This is a genomic window from Marivita sp. S6314 (assembly GCF_023015985.1).
Classification (GTDB): Bacteria; Pseudomonadota; Alphaproteobacteria; order Rhodobacterales; family Rhodobacteraceae; genus Marivita.
This window is the reverse complement of the sequence record NZ_JALKAO010000004.1, coordinates 154581-171006: the sequence shown is the minus strand read 5'-3', so window position 1 is coordinate 171006 and position 16426 is coordinate 154581. Positions and strand designations below refer to the sequence as shown.

Annotated in this window: 15 protein-coding genes; 10 read left to right on the top strand and 5 right to left on the bottom strand. The window is 60.7% G+C overall.

Annotation, left to right across the window (positions count from 1 at the left end):
- Positions 1-89 precede the first annotated feature (89 nt).
- The 8 genes from MWU54_RS13040 (at position 90) to eno (ending at position 7533) form a co-directional block, all read left to right on the top strand.
- On the top strand, positions 90-1031 hold the full coding sequence (locus tag MWU54_RS13040) for a nucleoside hydrolase (RefSeq protein ID WP_247084532.1): 942 nt from the start codon (positions 90-92) through the stop codon (positions 1029-1031).
- Entirely contained in the window at positions 1028-1474 is a 447-nt protein-coding gene (locus tag MWU54_RS13035; protein WP_247084530.1) for a GNAT family N-acetyltransferase, read from the top strand. The genes MWU54_RS13040 and MWU54_RS13035 overlap by 4 nt, the downstream gene beginning before the upstream one ends.
- 48 nt (positions 1475-1522) lie before the next feature.
- Positions 1523-2941, top strand: coding sequence for a protein adenylyltransferase SelO (locus MWU54_RS13030; RefSeq protein ID WP_247084528.1), 1419 nt, complete (start codon positions 1523-1525; stop codon positions 2939-2941).
- A 102-nt stretch (positions 2942-3043) separates the two neighbouring features.
- A complete protein-coding gene (locus MWU54_RS13025; protein ID WP_247084526.1) occupies positions 3044-3829 on the top strand; it encodes a DUF533 domain-containing protein in 786 nt (261 codons plus the stop codon).
- A 7-nt stretch (positions 3830-3836) separates the two neighbouring features.
- A complete protein-coding gene (locus MWU54_RS13020) occupies positions 3837-4682 on the top strand; it encodes a DMT family transporter (protein WP_247084524.1) in 846 nt (281 codons plus the stop codon).
- 74 nt (positions 4683-4756) lie between these two features.
- The gene (locus MWU54_RS13015; RefSeq protein WP_247084522.1) at positions 4757-5167 is read left to right on the top strand and encodes a Fur family transcriptional regulator; all 411 of its coding nucleotides are present in this window, start codon (positions 4757-4759) and stop codon (positions 5165-5167) included.
- A gap of 108 nt (positions 5168-5275) precedes the next feature.
- Positions 5276-6178, top strand: coding sequence for a DMT family transporter (locus MWU54_RS13010; RefSeq protein ID WP_247084520.1), 903 nt, complete (start codon positions 5276-5278; stop codon positions 6176-6178).
- A 77-nt stretch (positions 6179-6255) separates the two neighbouring features.
- On the top strand, positions 6256-7533 hold the full coding sequence (eno, locus tag MWU54_RS13005; RefSeq protein ID WP_247084518.1) for a phosphopyruvate hydratase: 1278 nt from the start codon (positions 6256-6258) through the stop codon (positions 7531-7533).
- Between the two features lie 73 nt (positions 7534-7606).
- Here the strand turns inward: eno and ccmE are convergent, their stop codons facing one another.
- The 5 genes from ccmE to MWU54_RS12980 all read right to left on the bottom strand — a co-directional run bounded on the left by ccmE (position 7607) and on the right by MWU54_RS12980 (position 14520).
- Positions 7607-8062, bottom strand: coding sequence for a cytochrome c maturation protein CcmE (gene ccmE, locus MWU54_RS13000; protein ID WP_247084516.1), 456 nt, complete (start codon positions 8060-8062; stop codon positions 7607-7609).
- 146 nt (positions 8063-8208) lie between these two features.
- The gene (argC, locus tag MWU54_RS12995; protein ID WP_247084514.1) at positions 8209-9237 is read right to left on the bottom strand and encodes an N-acetyl-gamma-glutamyl-phosphate reductase; all 1029 of its coding nucleotides are present in this window, start codon (positions 9235-9237) and stop codon (positions 8209-8211) included.
- Between the two features lie 50 nt (positions 9238-9287).
- Positions 9288-10100 carry a glutamate racemase gene (murI, locus tag MWU54_RS12990; protein WP_247084512.1) on the bottom strand — a complete coding sequence of 271 codons (813 nt, stop codon included), beginning with the start codon at positions 10098-10100 and terminating at the stop codon, positions 9288-9290.
- 27 nt (positions 10101-10127) lie between these two features.
- Positions 10128-11006, bottom strand: a complete 879-nt coding sequence (locus tag MWU54_RS12985) for a lysophospholipid acyltransferase family protein (RefSeq protein WP_247084510.1) — start codon at positions 11004-11006, stop codon at positions 10128-10130.
- Positions 11007-11100: 94 nt separating this feature from the next.
- Positions 11101-14520 carry an indolepyruvate ferredoxin oxidoreductase family protein gene (locus MWU54_RS12980; protein ID WP_247084509.1) on the bottom strand — a complete coding sequence of 1140 codons (3420 nt, stop codon included), beginning with the start codon at positions 14518-14520 and terminating at the stop codon, positions 11101-11103.
- A 166-nt stretch (positions 14521-14686) separates the two neighbouring features.
- On the opposite strand from MWU54_RS12980, the gene MWU54_RS12975 reads away from it, so the two are divergent.
- Together MWU54_RS12975 and MWU54_RS12970 are read left to right on the top strand one after the other, a co-directional pair.
- Complete coding sequence (locus tag MWU54_RS12975; protein ID WP_247084507.1) at positions 14687-15592, top strand: LysR family transcriptional regulator; 906 nt, start codon at positions 14687-14689, stop codon at positions 15590-15592.
- A 213-nt stretch (positions 15593-15805) separates the two neighbouring features.
- Positions 15806-16375, top strand: coding sequence for a DUF6151 family protein (locus MWU54_RS12970; RefSeq protein WP_247084482.1), 570 nt, complete (start codon positions 15806-15808; stop codon positions 16373-16375).
- Positions 16376-16426: the final 51 nt, after the last annotated feature.

The window sequence follows — 16426 nt, the reverse complement described above, 5'->3', positions numbered from 1 at the left end:
CGCAACGGCAAAGCCTCGCCCGCGCATATGATCCCGCTTGAACCTGCGGTGGTCCCATGTCACCACCTCCGCAACGACAGGAGACGACCATGGCACCGCGCAAGATCATCATCGACACAGACCCCGGACAAGACGATGCGGTGGCAATCCTGCTGGCCTTGGCCTCGCCCGAGGACATGGACGTGCTTGGGATCACGGCGGTTGCGGGCAATGTGCCGCTGCCTTTGACAGAGAAAAACGCGCGCATTGTCTGTGAACTGGCAAGCAAGCCGGACACAAAGGTGTTCTCGGGATGTGATGCACCTTTGGCGCGCAAGCTGGTCACCGCCGAACATGTGCATGGCAAAACCGGGCTGGACGGCCCCACCCTGCCCGACCCGACCATGCCGCTGCAGGATCAGCACGCGGTCGATTTCATCATCGACACGCTGCGCACCGAGGCACCGGGCACCGTGACGCTGTGCCCGCTCGGCCCGCTGACCAATATCGCCACCGCGCTGGAACGCGCGCCGGACATCGCGGACCGCATTCAGGAAATCGTGTTGATGGGTGGGGCCTATTTCGAAGTGGGCAACATCACACCGGCAGCCGAGTTCAACATCTATGTCGATCCCGAAGCCGCCAAGATCGTGTTTGCCTGCGGCGCACCGATCACCGTGATGCCGCTGGATGTCACCCACAAAGCGCTGGTCACCCCGCCCCGCAATGACGCGTTCCGCGCCATCGGCACACCGGTGGGTGAGGCCGTGGCCGAAATGACGGATTTCTTCGAACGGTTCGACAAGGAGAAATATGGCAGCGATGGCGCGCCCCTGCACGACCCCTGCGTGACAGCGTACCTGATCAACCCCGATCTGTTCACCGGGCGTCACATCAATGTCGAGATCGAAACCGCGTCGGACCTGACCCTTGGCATGACCGTCGCCGACTGGTGGGGCGTGACGGACCGCCCGGCCAACGCGACCTTCATCGGGGACATCGACGCCGACGGGTTCTTTGCTCTGCTCACAGAGCGTCTGGCCCGACTATGAGATCGCTACACCTGGCCACCGCGGAAGACCTGCCAAAACTCCTGCCGCTGGTGGCGTCGTTTCACGCCCATCAAGGGTTCGACACAACCGAAGAGCACCAGCAAAACGCGATCCTTCCGCTCTTGGAAGGCAGCCCGCACGGGGCTGTCTGGCTGATTGGCCCGCGCCGCGCGCCGGTGGGCTATGTCGTGGTGTCCTTTGGCTGGTCGGTCGAATTTGGCGGTCTGGACGCCATGGTGGACGAGCTTTTCATCCGCAGCGCCGTGCGCAACCGGGGCATGGGCAGCGAGGCACTGGACGGGCTGGCCAAAGCGCTGAAAGAGGGCGGCATCCGCGCCTTGCATCTTGAGGCCAAGCGGTCTGACGACACGCTTCACAAATTCTATGCACGCGCCCGGTTCCAATCGCGGGACGACTACGTGCTGATGTCGCGCGTGTTGTAGACCGACACGTCACTGGCACGCGCGCCCCTCAACACCTATATCAGCGGCATGACTTTACACATCCCGTTCGACAACAGCTACGCCACCCTGCCCGAAGGTTTCTTTGCCCGGGTCAAACCCACCCCTGTCAAAGACCCATCGCTGATTGCGTTCAACACCGACTTGGCGCGCGAGCTTGGCATCGACGGGCTGGATGATCCCGACATGGCCGCCATCTTTGCCGGCAACATGGTGCCAAACGGGGCAAGCCCCTTGGCGCAGCTTTACGCGGGTCACCAGTTCGGCCAGTACAATCCCCAGCTTGGCGATGGGCGCGCGGTCCTTTTGGGTGAAACCATTGGCGCGGATGGCATACGCTGGGATATCCAGCTCAAGGGATCAGGCCAGACGCCGTTTTCCCGCATGGGCGACGGGCGCGCATGGCTTGGCCCGGTTCTGCGGGAATACGTGGTCAGCGAAGCCATGCACGCGCTTGGCGTCCCAACCACCCGCGCTTTGGCCGCCGTGCGCACCGGCGAGGCGGTGATCCGCGAACGCCCGCTACCCGGAGCAGTGCTGACGCGCGTTGCACAAAGCCACATCCGCGTCGGCACCTTCCAGGTCTTTGCCGCGCGCGGCGACACGCAGGCGCTTCAAACGCTTTTTGATTACGCGGTTGCCCGCCACACCCCCGACGCCACCGACCCGGCGCTGTTTCTGGATGCGGTGATGCGCAAACAGGCGGCGCTTGTCGCGCACTGGCTGAGCATCGGGTTCATCCACGGCGTCATGAACACCGACAATTGCAGCATCGCAGGCGAAACCATTGATTACGGTCCCTGCGCCTTCATGGACAGCTACCATCCTGAGACGGTGTTTTCGTCCATCGACCGCTATGGGCGGTACAGCTATGCCGCGCAGGCCGACATCATCGTCTGGAACATGGCCCAACTGGCGACGGCCCTCCTCCCCCTGATGCCCGACCCGGAAGCCGCAGTAGAACCGTTCACCGCACAAATCCACAAGATGCCAGAGATGATCCGCGCCGAATGGCTCAAACGCTTCGGGGCAAAAATCGGACTGGCAGACCCCAAGCCCGAAGATGCAAAACTGATCAGCGATTTGCTCGGCGCGATGGAATCCGCGAAGGCCGATTTCACCAACACGTTCCGAGGCCTGATCGACGGCACGGCGCGGGATCACTTTTTGGATCCGATGGAATTTGACGTCTGGGCGGACACATGGAAGGCGCGGATCGACGACGAAGACAACCCGATTGCAGTCATGGAGGCGGCCAATCCGGTGCTGATCCCGCGCAATCACCGGATTGAGGCAATGATCACAGCCGCGACCGAGGGGGATGACGGCCCGTTCCAGCGCTTGATGGCCGCTTACGCAGATCCCTATCGCCCCTCACCGGACACCGAAGACCTGCGCCGCCCGCCGACAGACTCCGAAGTCGTACGCGCCACGTTCTGCGGAACCTGAACCCACAAGCGCCCATATCTCAACGGCCACGCAGTGACAGACCGGTCGCCAGTGCCGACCGAATCTGTCATCGTGCCAGAATAAGTTAGTTGGAGATGATCAATGAGCCTCATGGGAACACTGGCGAAAGTCGCCATCGGATATGCAACCGCGCGAGGCGTGGATCACCTCTCTGGTGGCAAGGGACTGGGCGGCCTCATGGGCGGCGCACAAGTGCCGGGCGACAACCCGATGGCACAAATTCAGGCCCAGATGGGTCAGATGATAGGCGGCGCAGGCGGCGACAACCCGCTCGCCGGGATCATGGAAAAGCTGCAATCGGGGGGTCTGGACCTGTCGTCCATGATGGGCGGCGGTGCAGCCGCGCCCGATTCCGGTGACAAGGGTGGCTTGCTGTCCCAGATGGGCGGCGCGGGTGGCGCAGGTCTGGCCGGGTTGCTGGCCGCCGCCGGTGGCATGGCAGCCATGGGGGGCAAGAACATGGGCGGCATGCTAGATCAATTCGCCAGTTCCGGCGCAGCGGCCCCCGAGGCCGAACAAACCGCAGCCCTCATGCTGCGCGCCATGATCCAGGCGGCGAAATCGGATGGCGGCATCGACGACGCCGAACGCGCCAAGATCATCGACACCGTTGGCGACGATGCGGATGCAGACGATATCGCCTTTGTGCAGGAACAACTGGCCGCACCGATTGATGTCGAAGGGTTGGCCAAGGACACGCCCGCCCCATTGCGCGCGCAGGTCTATTCGGCGTCGCTGATGACTATCCGTCTCGATACCCAACCCGAAGCGCAATACCTTGATGCGCTGGCCCGTGCGATGGAGTTGGATCAACCCACCGTCAACGCCCTGCACATGCAGATGGGGGTTCAGCCGCTTTACAGCTGACACCTGAATGAAAGGCATCCTGCTGGCGGTGCTCGGCGTCCTGATCCTGACGCCGGACGCCTTGTTGATCCGTCTCTCTGATCTCGGCGCCGCGCCTCTTGTGGCGTGGCGCGGCCTTGCGATGGGCACACTTTTCTTGATCGCGGCTGCGCTGATCGGCCAGCTGCGCCATATCCCAAGGCTGGCCTGCGGTGTCGGGGTCACCCTGATCCTTGCGCAATGGGCAAACGCATCGCTTTTTGCGACGGCGATTTCGCTGGCACCGGTGGCGGTGGTGCTGATCGCCGTGGCAACCGTGCCGATCTGGGCGGCGCTCTTGTCATGGGCGCTGTATCGCCAACCCACAGGACCTGCGACCTGGGCCACCATCGTTGTGGTCAGCATCGGCATCGCGCTTGCCATTTCGGGCAAAGGCGATGTGTCCTTTTCTGCAAGCACCCTTCCCGGGATCGCCTGCGGTTTTGGCGTGGCCATCAGTCTCGCGCTCAGCTTTACCTTGCTCCGGCACAACCCGGACATGCCGATGCTGTCGGCGGTCGGGATCGGTGCGCTTCTGGCGGGAACCAGTGCGTTCGCGCTCACCACGCCCGCAGCGATGCTGGCCGGCACCACATGGGCCATTGCGCTGGCAAGTGTGTTTGTCCTGCCCGTGTCATTCTTCCTCATGTCCGAGGCATCCCGTCATACCGCATCGGTCAATGTCAGTCTGGTCCTGCTTCTGGAAACCGTGCTTGCACCGATCTGGGTCTGGGTTGTGATCGACGAATCCCCCACATTCCGCATGCTTCTGGGCGGTGCCATCGTCGTCGGAACACTGGCGCTCTACCTTGTTCACCTGCGCCGTGCCGCGTAATTTTTCAAACCAGCTTCTGGCATTGCACGACACAGCGCGATAAACCACGCGCGACGAGCAATTAGGGGTCCGGAATGTCCGACACCATCATCTCGCGTTGCGAAGCCAGAGGGTTGCGACTGACCGACCAACGCCGGACCATCGCCACGGTCCTTCAGGATTCCGACGATCATCCCGATGTCGAAGAACTCTATGCCCGCGCGTCCGGACTGGACCCCAATATCTCGATTGCGACCGTCTACCGAACCGTCAAGCTGTTCGAAGAATCCGGCATTCTGGAAAAAGTGGATTTTGGTGATGGACGCGCGCGGTACGAAGATGCAGAGCGCGATCACCACGATCACCTGATTGATCTTCAAACCGGCAAAGTGATCGAGTTTGTTGATCCCGAGATCGAAGCCCTACAGGAAAAAATCGCGGCCAAGCTGGGGTATCGGCTCAAGGGCCACAAACTTGAGCTCTACGGCGTGCCGGTCAAGAAATAATCCGCGCCCGGCCCGGCGCGCGAAGCCCGGCCCGGCGCGCGAAGCCCAGCCAAAAAATGCGGGATGCGGTCTCTGGTGTCTGCAGGCAAACCCGCGTAGCTGCAGGGGATGCAGAACCTTCAAGGCATCACCCTTATGATCCTCGCCATGGCGGGATTTGCGCTTGGCGATACCGGCATCAAGTTTCTGTCCGACGGCCTGTCACTCAGCCAGATCCTGATGACGATGGGGGTCATCGGCACAGGCGCGTTTGTCCTGCTGAGCCTGTCCAAACGGCAACCCATCCTGACCCGCGACATGCGCCATCCCGCGGTTCTGATCCGTGGCGCATCTGACGTGATCGCAGCCCTTTTCATGATCAACGCGCTGGCCGTGTCGCCCCTGTCGCTTGTGACAAGCGTCACACAAGCGGGTCCGTTGGTGGTCGCGCTAGGCGCGGTCGTCCTGTTCAAGGAACAGGTCGGATGGCGGCGCTGGTGTGCGATCTTTGCCGGGCTGACAGGTGTGATGATCATTCTGCGCCCCGGCACGGAGGGATTTGACGTCTTTGCCTTGCTGGCGGTCGGCGCAATGCTCGCCCTTGCCGCCCGCGATCTGGCAACCCGCGCCGCGCCCAAAACGCTGAGCAACCTGCAGCTTGCGACAGTCGGCTTTGCGTCCTTCCTTGTCTCTGCGCTCATGCTGATCCCGTTTACAGACCCGTGGTCCATTCCGGACACGCGCGAGTGGGGATTGTTTGCGCTGGTCATCCTCCCCACGATCGCGGGGTACTACGCGATCACGGCGTCAATGCGCATTGGTGACATCTCGGTTGTCACACCGTTTCGGTATTCCCGGCTTTTGTTCGGCGTCGTGCTTGGGGTGACACTGTTTAGTGAGAGTATCGACATCTGGATGCTGGTTGGCGGAGCCCTGATCGTGGCGTCCGGCATCTACACCGTTTTGCGCGAACGCAAGCTGCACCGCATCGAATTGGCGACGGCCCCCACCTGTGTTCAAGACGACCGTTAGCGCTATCACAGCCGGTTTACTTTGCGCCGCGCCCTGCTATACCGCCCGCAACAAAAGCCAGTCAGGACGATCCGCCCATGAGCACCATCATCGACATTCACGCCCGCGAAATCCTTGACAGCCGGGGCAACCCGACCGTCGAAGTCGACGTTCTTCTGGAAGACGGCACCATCGGCCGCGCGGCCGTTCCCTCCGGTGCGTCAACCGGCGCATATGAAGCCGTCGAAAAGCGCGATGGCGACAAAGCCCGCTACATGGGCAAAGGCGTTCTGGACGCCGTCGCCGCCGTGAACGGAGAGATTGCCGACGATATCGTCGGGATGGACGCGACCGAACAGGTGGCCATTGACCTTGGCATGATCGAACTCGACGGCACCGAAAACAAAAGCCGTTTGGGGGCCAACGCGATCCTTGGCGTCAGCCTGGCGGTGGCCAAGGCTGCTGCCGATTTCTCGGCCCAGCCGCTCTACCGCTATGTCGGCGGCACCTCGGCCCGTATCCTGCCGGTCCCGATGATGAACATCATCAATGGCGGCGAACACGCGGACAACCCGATCGACATTCAGGAATTCATGATCATGCCGGTCGCCGCCGACAACATCCGCGACGCGGTGCGCATGGGCTCCGAGATCTTCCACACGCTCAAGAAAGAGCTGTCCGCTGCCGACATGTCCACCGGGCTGGGTGACGAGGGCGGCTTTGCGCCCGAATTGGGCTCGACCCGCGATGCGCTCGACTTCATTCTGAAATCCATCGAAAAAGCGGGCTACACTCCGGGGGATGACATCATGCTCGCCCTCGATTGCGCGGCAACAGAATACTTCAAGGACGGCAAGTATGTCTTTGCCGGAGAAGGAAAGACCCTGTCATCCGATGAAAACGTCGCGTATCTCGAAGCGCTGGTGAACGACTATCCGATCATCTCGATCGAAGACGGCATGTCGGAAGACGATTGGGACGGCTGGAAGGCCCTCACCGATGCCTTGGGCGACCGCGTGCAACTGGTCGGCGACGACCTGTTTGTGACCAACCCGACCCGCCTGGCAGATGGCATCGCCAAGGGATGCGCCAACTCCATGCTGGTCAAAGTGAACCAGATCGGCACCCTGACCGAAACGCTCAAGGCAGTCGACATGGCCTACCGCGCGCGCTTTACCAATGTCATGAGCCACCGTTCGGGCGAAACCGAGGACGCCACCATCGCCGACCTGGCCGTTGCCACCAATTGCGGTCAGATCAAAACCGGCTCGCTGGCGCGCTCGGACCGGTTGGCGAAATACAACCAGTTGATCCGCATCGAAGAAATGCTGGCCGAAACCGCCGAATACGCAGGCCGCTCCATTCTCAAGCGCTGAACTCCAGCCCACATACAGAAAAGGCCGCGCAACACCCGCGCGGCCTTTTCCATGCGTGTGTATTAAATCGCCCTTAGCTTTCGGCGTCCGGTTCCTTGTAAACGCCCTGTTCTTTCAGCGCGTCCACCACTTCGGCCGGCATGTATTCCTCGTCATGCTTGGCCAGAATTTCGGTCGCCTCGAACACCCCGTTCACCAAACGGCCCGTGCCCACCATGCCCTCATTCTCTGAAAACAGGTCTGGCAGAACCCCGGTATAGACCACCGGCACTGTGGCACCGCCATCGGTCACGCTAAAGGTGACGGACGATCCCTGCCCTCTGACAATCGACCCTTCCGCAACCAATCCGCCGATGCGAAACACCTCGTTCGGCGCGGGCGGTTCTTCCGCGATCTGGCTGGGTGACCGGAAGAAATTGATTCCGTCGCGCATGCCATAGCCGATCAAGGCCGTGGACAAGACAAGAGCGACCGTCGCAAGCGCAATCACCTGAATGCGTCGTTGCTTCTTAAGCGATTTCAAAGCCATGGCATCCTCTTCACCAACACGACGAAATATAAGCACGAAAGTCCGTCGAGAAAATGCGCCAGATCAAAATGCCGCAACTCAATTTCATCAGATTTTAAGCGGTGGCCCAAGATTCTTCGTACGAAGAATCTCAGCACCGATAAAAGCTACGGAAAACACGGTGCCAGCATCAGCCCAATTGTCTCTTCGATCCCCAGCATCAAATTCGCATTCTGCAGTGCCTGACCAGAAGAACCTTTCGTCAAGTTGTCCAAGGCAGCGACCACAATCGCGCGCCCGTCAATCCGGTCCCCGGTCACCCCGATATGACAGAAATTCGACCCGCGCACGTGATGCGTCGACGGGGTTTCGCCAAAGGGCAACACGTCGATAAACGGCTCATCCGCGTAAGCGGTCTGCAACGACCGGTACACCGCCTGCGCGTCCCCACTCACATAGCAGGTCGCCAGGATCCCCCGGTTCGCCGGGATCAGATGCGGCGTGAACTGCACGCGCACTTCTTCGCCCGCAAGCGCCGTGAACTCTTGATCAAACTCGCCCAGGTGCCGGTGGGTGCCGCCAACCGCATAGGCGTTGTACCCCTCCGAAAGCTCGGCATGCAGCAGGTTCTCCTTCAATGACCGCCCCGCCCCGGACACCGCACATTTGAGGTCCAGAATGATGTCCTTGAGCCCGATCACCCGGTCGGCAATCAAAGGCCGCAGAATGTACTGCCCGGTTGCCGCATTGCACCCGGTGCCAGCCACCAGTCGCGCTGAACGCAACGCCTCCCGGTAAAACTCGGTCAGCCCGTAAACGGCCTCACCCTGCATTTCGACCGCGGCGTGCGGATTGCCGTACCATTTTTCATAGTCCGCCGGATCCCGCAGACGGAAATCGGCAGAGAGATCGACGATCTTCAGCGTCTTGGGAAGCTTCGAGATCACCTCCTGGCTTGTCTTGTGCGGCAAGGCACAGAAACACAGATCAATCTTCGAAAAATCAATGTCTTCCCATGTCACAAGCTGTGGCAGCTTCAAATGGCGCAGATGCGGGAACACCTGGGCCACGCTTTGCCCCGCCTTGGAATTGGCAGCCAGCGCGGCGATCTCCATCTCTGGATGGGTTGCAATAAGGCGCAGCAATTCGGCTCCGGTATAGCCGCTGGCACCGATGATGGCGATTTGGAATGGCATGCGAACCTCCTTTTGGACGCACGTTGCAGATCAGGGGTTTGGGGGCCGGCTCAGGCCGGTTCAAAGGTGATCTGTCGTCGCAAGAACTGTGTCGCGTGATCCGACACGCGTTTGGCATCCCCGGTGGTCAGGAACAGCGACGTCTCGCCCGCGCCCTGCATCGTCGGGTGACGCTCAAGGTAATCGGCCAGCGACTCGGCCACGAGGTTGGCCTGCGAATAAACCGCCACGCCGTCTCCCAGAGCGTCCTGGAACACCTCCTGCATCAGCGGATAATGCGTACAGCCAAGGATAGCCGCCTCAGGCGTCGGCATTTTGCGTTTCAGCGCATCCACATGGCTGCGCACCAGCGCTTCTGCAAGAATCATGTCACCCTCTTCGATGGCATCGACAAGGCCACCGCAGGCCTGTGCCTCGACATCCACGCCGATGGCCCGGAACGCCAGTTCCCGCTGGAACGCGCGGCTGCGCACTGTGGCCGGGGTGGCAAATAGAGCCACATGTTGAACGGCCACTTCGCGCGGCGGGGAATTGTCACCCCACTGCCGCTCTGTCAGCGCTTCGATCAGGGGCACAAACACACCCAGCACGCGCTTGTCCGCGGGAATCCAGCTTTCCTGCATCCGCCGCAACGCCGCCGCCGAGGCCGTGTTGCAGGCCAGAATAACAAGGTCACACCCTGCATCCCACAACCGTTCGGTCGCGGCACAGGTCAGCGCATACACGTCATCCGCGTCCCGCACACCGTAAGGCGCATGGGCATTGTCGCCCAGATACACAAACGGCACATCCGGCAAGCGTTTGGCCACCGCGTCAAGCACGGTCAAACCACCCAATCCACTGTCAAAAATGCCAACGGCCATTGTCACGATCCTTTGCGGGCAATTGCGTCAGCGGGGCACCCGATCCCTGTCTTCAAAATCAAACCCGTATTCCAGCGATGAAACCGGAGTCGGAGACAGCTCATACGTCGCTTCGCGCAGAAAATCCATGAGCTTGCGCGCATCTTTCTGTCGTGTGGCAATCTCGTGCGCAGGGATCGGATCGCCAATGGACACCGATACCGGCGTGTCGACGCGGGATCTGAATTCCTTGATCAACAGCCCCATGCGCAGCGTGCTGTGAAGATGGCTGGCGATCTGGAACATCCGGCTGGTGTGGCCACCGAAATGGATCGGCAGAACCGTGGCGCCCGATTTGACAATCATCCGCGCAGTAAACCCGCGCCAGACCGGATCCATCGGCGTGTGAAACGGATGTCGGGCCGTTGATACGGTGCCGCCCGGAAACACGCCGATACAGCCCCCCAGCCTCAGATAGTCCAACGCCGCGCGCCGCGTCTCAAGATTTCGCGCCACCGCCGCTTTGGTCGATCCAAAATCGACCGGCAGAACAACGCGATCCAGCGCGGCAGCCTTGCAAAACACCGAATGCGCCAGCACCCTAAAATCGCCCCGCGTCCGGGACAGGATATGCCCCAGCACCAGCCCGTCCAAAATGCCGTAAGGATGATTGGCGATCACGATCAGCGGCCCGGTTGATGGCACATTTGCCAAACGCCCCCGGACCACGTCCAGCTCCAACCCGTAGCGGTCGACCATCACCTGCCAGAAGTCCCGCCCCTGCGCCACGTCCCGGTCATAGCCCGCCGCACGCCGGATCAAGCCGATCCGCCCCGTTGCGTTTTCCATCAACCGGATCAGCGCGCGTTCCGGTCGTGACCGGGCGACATGCGCGTAAGAGATATCGCGGGCAGCAGATGCGGGCACAGGCGCAGCTCCGGGCGGACAAGTACAGCGCTCTACTACCGACCGATGCGCCGCGCGCAAAGGCGCAACGCCCGTGCAACGGCTTTATGCCGCATCACTCCGCCGCTTGCCGGAACCCGTTCCCGCCGGCGCGCAACACCGCAAGAAGCTCTTCCCGCCGCTTCGCCGCTTTCGCCTCATGGGCCGCTTTTACCGGACCAAAACCCTTGATCTGCAGTGGCAATTCCGCAAGCGCAACAAGCGCATCCTGGGTTTCCGGCGCGGCTTTCGGCACCCATTCCGCCATGTCGGCCTCATACTGCGCAATCAGGGCGCGCTCCATCCTGCGTTCTGCCGTCCGGCCAAACGGGTCAAACGGGGTGCCGCGCAGAGCCTTGAACTTTGCCAAGAGACCAAACAGCGTCAGCATCCCTTCACCATATTGCTTTTTCATCGGACGTCCGTCCGGCCCGTCTTTGCTCAGCATCGGTGGGGCCAGATGGAAGGACATCTTGAAGTCGCCATCAAACTGTTCCTTCGCCTTGTCACGGGTTTCCAGATGCAGCCGCGCCACTTCGTATTCGTCCTTATAGGCCAGCAGCTTGTGATAGCCCTTCGCCACCGCCTCTTTCAGCCGGGGATCAGACACGGACTCCACCAGCTTGCGATAGCGTTTCGCATAGCGCTTGGACTGATATTTTACCAAATGGTCAAATCTGAACGCGATCTTGTCGTCGAGTGTCTTTGGCAAGGCCACCACATTCGGCTGGATCACTCGCGCCGCGTCCTCTGGGTATAGCACCGCCCAGCGGCCCACTTCGAACGCGCGGATGTTGCGTTCCGCAGCGGCACCATTCAACTGAACCGCTTTCAGGATCGCGTCGCGCGTCAAAGGCACCAGCCCTTTCTGCCACGCCGCGCCAAGCACCATCATGTTGGAAAAGATCGAATCCCCCAACACGGCCTTGGCCAGGTCAGACGCATCAAACAGGTCCAACCGCTCTTGCAGCCGTGCTTCAAGTGCAAGCTGTAACTGGTCAGATGGCAATGAAAATTCGGTGTTGCGGGTGAAGTCACCGGTGATGATCTCATGGCTGTTCACCACGGCCCCCGTGCGCCCGGTTTTCATCAGGCCAAGGGTCTTGGCCCCGGCACTGACCACCAGATCGCCGCCGATCAGCGCGTCCATCTCGCCGGTGGCGACGCGAATGGCACTGATATCTTCGGGGCGTTCAGCAAGCCGCAGATGGATGTGAACCGCACCGCCCTTTTGGGCAAGCCCCGCCATCTCCATCATGCCGGCACCCTTGCCGTCGATCTGCGCCGCCTGCGCCAACACCGCACCGATAGTCACCACACCGGTGCCACCAACGCCCGTGACGACCACGTTCCACGTCCCGTCAATTCTCGGCAGAACCGGGTCGGGCAGGTCTGGCAGATCAAGCGCCGTGGTCGCTGCCTTTTTCACCTGCGCGCCTTCCAAGGTCACGAATGACGGGCAAAACCCTTTGAGGCAGGAAAAATCCTTGTTGCAGGACGACTGATCAATCGCCCGCTTGCGGCCCAATTCCGTCTCTTTCGGGACAATCGACACACAGTTCGACTGCACCCCGCAATCGCCGCAGCCTTCACAAACATCAGTGTTGATAAACACGCGCTTGTCCGGATCGGGAAACTGCCCCCGCTTGCGGCGGCGGCGCTTTTCGGCGGCACAGGTCTGGATGTAGATGATGGCACTTACGCCGGGCGTGTTTGCAAACTTCTCCTGAACGGTTTGCAATTCCGCCCGCTCTTTCATTTCAATACCTTGCGGAAAGGCATTGAAGTCAACATCCTCTTTTTCGTCATAGACGACGGCCACGTTTTCAACCCCCATCGCCCGCAGTTCGGCCGCGATCCTCTGCGGCGTCAGCCCGCCTTCGTTCTTTTGCCCGCCGGTCATGGCGACGGCATCGTTGAACAGGATCTTGTAGGTGATGGTCGTCCCCGCAGCGAGCGCCGCACGGATCGCCTGCACGCCGGAATGGTTGTAAGTTCCGTCGCCAAGGTTCTGAAAAACATGGCTTGTTTGGGAAAACTGCGATTCACCGATCCAGTTCGCGCCTTCCGCCCCCATATGGGTAAAGCCTAAGGTTTCGCGGTCCATCCACTGCACCATGTAATGACAGCCGATGCCCGCATAGGCGCGGCTGCCGTCGGGCAGCTTGGTTGAACTGTTATGCGGACAGCCGGAACAGAAATATGGCAACCGCGATGCGATCTCTTGTGCGTTATCGGCTTTCTTCGCATCATCAATGGCTTGCAGACCAGCCCTGATGCGATCCGTGCCGCGTCCTTCCTCGATCAGGATGCCCCCCAGCTTTTCCGCGATCATCACCGGATCCAGCGCGCCGCGGGTCGGGAACAATTCGTCCCGATGCATCCCGCCTGCGCCGCCCTTGTACCAGCCATACACCCGCCGCCCGCGCCGGTCGTCAAAGATGGCTTCCTTGATCTGCACCTCGATCAGTTTGCGCTTTTCCTCGACCACGACGATCAGCTCCAGCCCTTCCGCCCAGTCGTGGAACCCTTCCATGTCTAGCGGCCAGGTCTGGCCGACCTTGTAGGTTGTGATCCCCAGACGGTTCGCTTCCTTGGCATCAATGCCCAGCAGGTTCAGCGCATGAACCAGATCAAGCCAGTTCTTGCCCGCCGCGACGAAACCGATCTTCGCACCCGGCTTGCCCCAGACGCGCTTGTCCATCTTGTTGGCATGGCTGAACGCCTCTGCCGCAAAGCGCTTGTAGTCAATCATCCGGGCTTCTTGCGCGTGGGGCGTGTCGGCAAGGCGGATGTTCAATCCGCCGTCCGGCATGTCGAACCGGGGCGTCACAAAGGACATCCGGTCCGGACGCCCATCCACCACGGCGGTGGCCTCGACCGTGTCCTTCATCGTCTTCAGGCCCACCCAAAGCCCCGAAAACCGCGACAGGGCATAGCCATAAAGCCCGTAATCCAGAATTTCCTGTACACCCGCCGGGGACACCACCGGCATATAGGCATCGACCATGGCAAATTCGGACTGGTGCAGCACGGTCGAGGATTCACCCGTATGGTCATCCCCCATCGCCATGATCACACCGCCATATTTCGACGATCCAGCCATGTTGGCATGTCGCATCGCGTCACCGGACCGGTCGACGCCTGGCCCCTTGCCGTACCACAGGCCGAACACGCCATCATGGGTGCCTTCGCCCCGCAGCTCTGCCTGTTGCGCGCCCCAGATCGCGGTCACGGCCAGATCTTCGTTCAGACCTTCCTGAAACGTCACATCGCCGGCACGCAGGTATTTCTCCGCCCGCTGCATCTGCAGGTCGACCGCTCCAAGCGGCGACCCCCTATATCCCGTAACATACCCGGCGGTGTTCAGCCCCGCAGCCGTATCCCGGGCCTTCTGCATCAGCATGAGCCGGACCAGCGCTTGCGTGCCATTCAAAAGCACCGGCGATTTGGTCAGATCGAACCGGTCCGTGAGTGAGATTTCCGCCTTGGTCATTTGCCGCCTCCCCGCGAGAAATGTGGTGTAAGCTTATCATGATTTTAGGTCATAAACACTGACCTTTCCACATATTTTTTTGTGATTTTTCAGTGATCCCGAAAGTTGTCGTTCATATATTCCAATATGTCATGTAGACGGTGTCTAACGATGGAAAGTATGCGCCATGGACTGGGATAAACTCAGAATATTTCACGCTGTCGCGGACGCGGGAAGCTTAACCCATGCCGGTGACACCCTGCATCTGTCCCAATCGGCAGTGTCACGACAGGTGCGCGCGCTCGAAGAATCGCTCAACACCGTTTTGTTTCACCGCCACGCCCGTGGACTGATTCTGACCGAACAGGGCGAATTGCTGTTTGACGCCACACGGTCGATGAACAAACGGATTGAAGCCGCAACAGCCCGCATCCGCGACAGCGAGGAAGAGGTGTTCGGCGAATTGCGCGTGACCACCACGATCGGCTTTGGATCGCTTTGGCTGGCCCCGCGCCTGCCGAAACTTTACGAAAAGTACCCTGACCTCAATATCGACCTGATGCTGGAAGAACGGGTGCTCGACCTGCCGATGCGCGAAGCCGATGTTGCGGTCCGGATGAAGGAACCCAGCCAGGCCGACCTGATCCGCAAAAAGCTGATGGCGATCCGCATGCGCCTCTATGCGTCGCCCGAATACCTGTCAAAGAACGGCGCGCCCGAAACCATCGAAGACATGTCGAGCCATCGACTGATCTGCCAGAACCCGCGCGCGGCACAGGTCAGCGCGGGCATGATGCTGGTTCAGCAGCTTCTTGCACATGACATTCACTCCACCCTGACCGTGAACAACTACTTTGGCGTGCTGCAAAGCGTGCTCTCCGGGCTCGGGATCGGCGTATTGCCTGATTATATCATTGCTGATTTTCCAAGCGTTCAGCGGGTTTTGCCCGAAGTCGAGTCAAACGAGGTGCCTGTTTTTCTTGCATACCCGGAAGAGCTGCGGCAGTCGAAACGGATCGCCGCGTTCCGGGATTTCGTGCAAGAGGAAATCGTCGCACAGCGCCAATTGCGCAAGGCGCTAGAGGCTGAATAGCCCATTTCAAGGTGTGACCATTGCGCCTCACGCATAGCGGGAATGCATACAAAGAAGGCACATATACCTTGCTATGATCGTCGCTGATGACATATTTGGCTCATGACGGTGACACGCCCAATTGGGCATCATCATCATACCTCCCTGTTGGACTTCGGCCGAGCTTGCGCTCGGCCTTTTTTTTGGCTGAACTGGTCCAAAGCGGAGAATGCGATGCCAGAGCCCCGAACCCATACCTGCACCTGTGGCCAGATGACGTGGCGCATCGCGGAAAAAGCCAAGGGCACGCATCTTGTGTGTTACTGCGCCGATTGCCAAACCTACGCCAATACGCTGGACAATGGCGCGTGCCGTGTGGATTCCGATGGCGGCACAGAGATCTTTCAGACCTTGCCTGCACATTTCACCTTTTTGGCCGGCAAAAACCATTTGGCGGTGCTACGCCTTGGCCCCAAGGGTATCCTGCGATGGTACGCGGGGTGTTGCGGCACGCCGGTTGCCAACACGCTTCCCGGACCGGGCCTGCCGTTTGTCGGGGCCGTGCTGCCACCCGGCACCGATGGGTACGGCCCCATCACCGCCTTCATCAGCACAGTCGGCACCGCCCCGCACATCAAGGAAACCGGGGTACTTGCGGCACAACTGTCGATCATCGGCCGGATCCTGCGGGCCTGCCTGCCCGGCGGCAAACGCGCAAGCCCGTTCTTTGGGCCGGACAAGGCCCCGGTGGTGACACCCCGCGTCCTGTCAAAACGCGAACGCAACGCGGCCCGGCCCGGCTGACCGCCGACATCGCGCCCCTGATTTCCACCGACACAAGCGCAACACAGGTCT

Coding starts and splice junctions, on each gene's coding strand:
- MWU54_RS13040 (WP_247084532.1), top strand. CDS start 90: ATGGCACCGCGCAAGATCATCATCGACACAGACCCCGGACAAGACGAT.
- MWU54_RS13035 (WP_247084530.1), top strand. CDS start 1,028: ATGAGATCGCTACACCTGGCCACCGCGGAAGACCTGCCAAAACTCCTG.
- MWU54_RS13030 (WP_247084528.1), top strand. CDS start 1,523: ATGACTTTACACATCCCGTTCGACAACAGCTACGCCACCCTGCCCGAA.
- MWU54_RS13025 (WP_247084526.1), top strand. CDS start 3,044: ATGAGCCTCATGGGAACACTGGCGAAAGTCGCCATCGGATATGCAACC.
- MWU54_RS13020 (WP_247084524.1), top strand. CDS start 3,837: ATGAAAGGCATCCTGCTGGCGGTGCTCGGCGTCCTGATCCTGACGCCG.
- MWU54_RS13015 (WP_247084522.1), top strand. CDS start 4,757: ATGTCCGACACCATCATCTCGCGTTGCGAAGCCAGAGGGTTGCGACTG.
- MWU54_RS13010 (WP_247084520.1), top strand. CDS start 5,276: ATGCAGAACCTTCAAGGCATCACCCTTATGATCCTCGCCATGGCGGGA.
- eno (WP_247084518.1), top strand. CDS start 6,256: ATGAGCACCATCATCGACATTCACGCCCGCGAAATCCTTGACAGCCGG.
- ccmE (WP_247084516.1), bottom strand. CDS start 8,062: ATGGCTTTGAAATCGCTTAAGAAGCAACGACGCATTCAGGTGATTGCG.
- argC (WP_247084514.1), bottom strand. CDS start 9,237: ATGCCATTCCAAATCGCCATCATCGGTGCCAGCGGCTATACCGGAGCC.
- murI (WP_247084512.1), bottom strand. CDS start 10,100: ATGGCCGTTGGCATTTTTGACAGTGGATTGGGTGGTTTGACCGTGCTT.
- MWU54_RS12980 (WP_247084509.1), bottom strand. CDS start 14,520: ATGACCAAGGCGGAAATCTCACTCACGGACCGGTTCGATCTGACCAAA.
- MWU54_RS12975 (WP_247084507.1), top strand. CDS start 14,687: ATGGACTGGGATAAACTCAGAATATTTCACGCTGTCGCGGACGCGGGA.
- MWU54_RS12970 (WP_247084482.1), top strand. CDS start 15,806: ATGCCAGAGCCCCGAACCCATACCTGCACCTGTGGCCAGATGACGTGG.